2 protein-coding genes and 1 pseudogene are annotated in these 2,076 nt (G+C 68.0%); 2 read left to right on the top strand and 1 reads right to left on the bottom strand.

Annotation, left to right across the window (positions count from 1 at the left end; translation table 11 throughout):
• The coding region (locus tag AC1DY5_RS53040; RefSeq protein WP_478122251.1) for a LysR family transcriptional regulator at window positions 1–676 on the bottom strand (676 nt) is incomplete at its 3' end.
• A gap of 91 nt (window positions 677–767) precedes the next feature.
• On the opposite strand from AC1DY5_RS53040, the gene AC1DY5_RS53035 reads away from it, so the two are divergent.
• A complete protein-coding gene (locus AC1DY5_RS53035) occupies window positions 768–1,751 on the top strand; it encodes a Bug family tripartite tricarboxylate transporter substrate binding protein (protein WP_478122250.1) in 984 nt (327 codons plus the stop codon).
• A gap of 23 nt (window positions 1,752–1,774) precedes the next feature.
• Window positions 1,775–2,076: pseudogene (locus AC1DY5_RS53030) on the top strand (hydroxyacid dehydrogenase); the annotation flags it as partial.

Raw genomic sequence — 2,076 nt, 5'->3', positions numbered from 1 at the left:
AGTTGGCGTCGATCTGCGCCGTCGGGGTCGGCAAGCCGCGCGAGCGGAAGGCGGCGTCGAGCCACTGCCGGCTCACGATGGTGTCGACCGGCAGCACCCAGCGCCAGGCGAGCAGCGACTCCATCGTGATCCGGGGCAGCGCGAACACCGGGTGGTCCGGATGGGTCGCGACCACCACCACGTCCTCCACGATCGAGTGCGTCACGAAGACATCGTCATTTTCTGGCATCAGTCCGATCAGCAAGTCGATCGCACCTTCGCGCAGCCGCTCGCGCAGCGCGATGCTCGGCGCGACTGTGATGTCGATGGTGGTCTCGTTGGCTTCGGCGAGCAGCAGGCTGCAGATCTCGGGCAGCACGTGATCGGCCGCGATCGGCCCGCTGCCGATGCGCACGTGGCCGGCATTGCCCTTGGCGAAATCCCCCACCTCGCGCAGCGCCTCCTCCGTCGCGCCGCGCAGCACGCGCGCCCTCGCCAGCAGCACCTCGCCGACTGGCGTGAGCCGGATGCCGCGCCCCTTGCGTTCGAACAGCGCGGCGCCGAAAGCTTCCTCGAGCCGCTGCACGGCCTTAGTCAGCGCCGGCTGGGTAYGGCCCAGCTTCTCGGCCGCCTGCCCGACATGGCCCAGGTCGGCGACGGTCTCGAAGTACTTCAGGTCGCGAAGGTGGATATCCATTCATAGCTCCGAGGAATCGATGAATGAACATTATCGAATAGACGGAATGAGTCCGGGTCCACAGAATCGGGGCTCCAACAGGAGACATCCAATGAACCGTCGATACACACTGCTGGCAGGCGCTGCCCTCGCACTCTTTGCCTGCAGCAGCTTCGCCCAGACCGCCTGGCCCGCCAAGCCGATCAAGCTGGTGGTGCCTTTCCCGCCCGGCGGCGGCACCGACTTCGTGGCGCGCCTGGTCGCTGAGAAACTTGCCACCCAGGCCGGCTGGGTGATCGTGATCGACAACAAGCCCGGCGCCGGCGGCAACATCGGGCTCGACGCCGTGGCCAAGGCGGCGCCGGATGGCTACACGATCGGGCTCGGCCAGACCGCCAACCTGGCGATCAATCCGGCGCTGTACGCAAAGATGCCCTTCGATCCGCTGACGGATTTCGCGCCGATCGCCGCGGTCGCGTCGCAACCCGTGGTGCTGCTGGTGAACGCATCGTCGCCCTACAAGACGCTGGCCGACGTGGTCGCCGCATCGAAGGCCAAACCGGAGTCGCTGCGCATCGGCCTGGCGGGCAACGGCACCGTCGGCCATCTGGCCGGCGAGATGCTCGAGCGCCGCGCGGGCATCAAGATCCTGAACGTGCCGTACAAGGGAGCAGGTCCGGCGATGACCGACCTGCTCGGCAACCAGGTGGAATTGAACTTCGCCAACACGCCGGTCGCGATCCCGCAGCTGGCCGGCGGCAAGGTGCGCGCACTGGCCATCAGCTCGCCCCAGCGCCTGAAGAGCGTGCCGCAGCTGGCCGCCGTACCGACCGTCGCCGAACTGGGCTATCCGGGATTCGACGCGATCACGTGGACCGGCCTGGTCGCACCCGCCGGAACGCCGCCGGCGGTGGTCGAGCGCATCAACACAGAGGTGCAGAAGATCCTCAAGCGGCCCGATGTGATCGAGAAGCTGGCGCTGGAGGGCAGCACCGCCGCGGCCGAGGGCACGCCCAGGCAGTTCGCCGACTACATCCGCAGCGAGCACCAGAAATGGGGCGCGCTGATCCGCGAAGCCAACATCAAGCTCGATTGAGCTGCGGCAGGAGACATCGTCCAGTGAACCCCACCATCCTCGTGACGGCGCCCAGGCTGGCCCAGGCCGGCGCCGACCTCCTGGCGCAGGCCGGCGCGCGCGTTATCTACCTCTCCGATCCCGACAGCGCAGAGGAGGTCGAACGCATCATGGAGGCGGAGCCCGTCGACGCGGTCATCTCCCGCACGGTCCGGCTCTCGGCCCGGGCGATCGCCGGCTGCCCGACCCTGAAGGTCATCTCCAAGCACGGCGTCGGCGTCAGCAACATCGAGGTCGAGGCCGCCACGGCACGCGGCATCCCGGTGTACGTGACGCCGGGTGCCAA

The organism is Variovorax sp. P4_D9 (assembly GCF_056401695.1).
This window is presented reverse-complemented; position numbering and strand designations above follow the sequence as displayed.